This is a genomic window from Robertmurraya sp. DFI.2.37 (assembly GCF_029211245.1).
Lineage (GTDB): Bacteria > Bacillota > Bacilli > Bacillales > Cytobacillaceae > Robertmurraya > Robertmurraya methanolica_A.
This window is the reverse complement of the sequence record NZ_JARGEJ010000428.1, coordinates 1-340: the sequence shown is the minus strand read 5'-3', so window position 1 is coordinate 340 and position 340 is coordinate 1. Positions and strand designations below refer to the sequence as shown.

General features: G+C 51.8%; 1 rRNA gene. It reads right to left on the bottom strand.

Annotation, left to right across the window (positions count from 1 at the left end):
* A 16S ribosomal RNA gene (locus tag PZE06_RS27160) occupies nt 1-340 on the bottom strand; the annotation flags it as partial.

Here is a 340-nt window from a genome sequence, read left to right as displayed (position 1 = left end):
CTTGTCAGAGTCCTCAGCGAAACCTGTTAGTAACTGACAACAAGGGTTGCGCTCGTTATGGCACTTAAGCCGACACCTCACGGCACGAGCTGACGACAACCATGCAGCACCTTCACAGATGCCTTGCGGCTTACGGCTTTCACCGTAATTCATCTGCAATTTAAGCCCGGGTAAGGTTCCTCGCGTATCATCGAATTAAACCACATGTTCCTCCGCTTGTGCGGGCCCCCGTCAATTCCTTTGAGTTTCACCGTTGCCGGCGTACTCCCCAGGTGGAATACTTAACGCTTTCGCTTGGCCGCTTGCAGTATATCGCAAACAGCGAGTATTCATCGTTTAC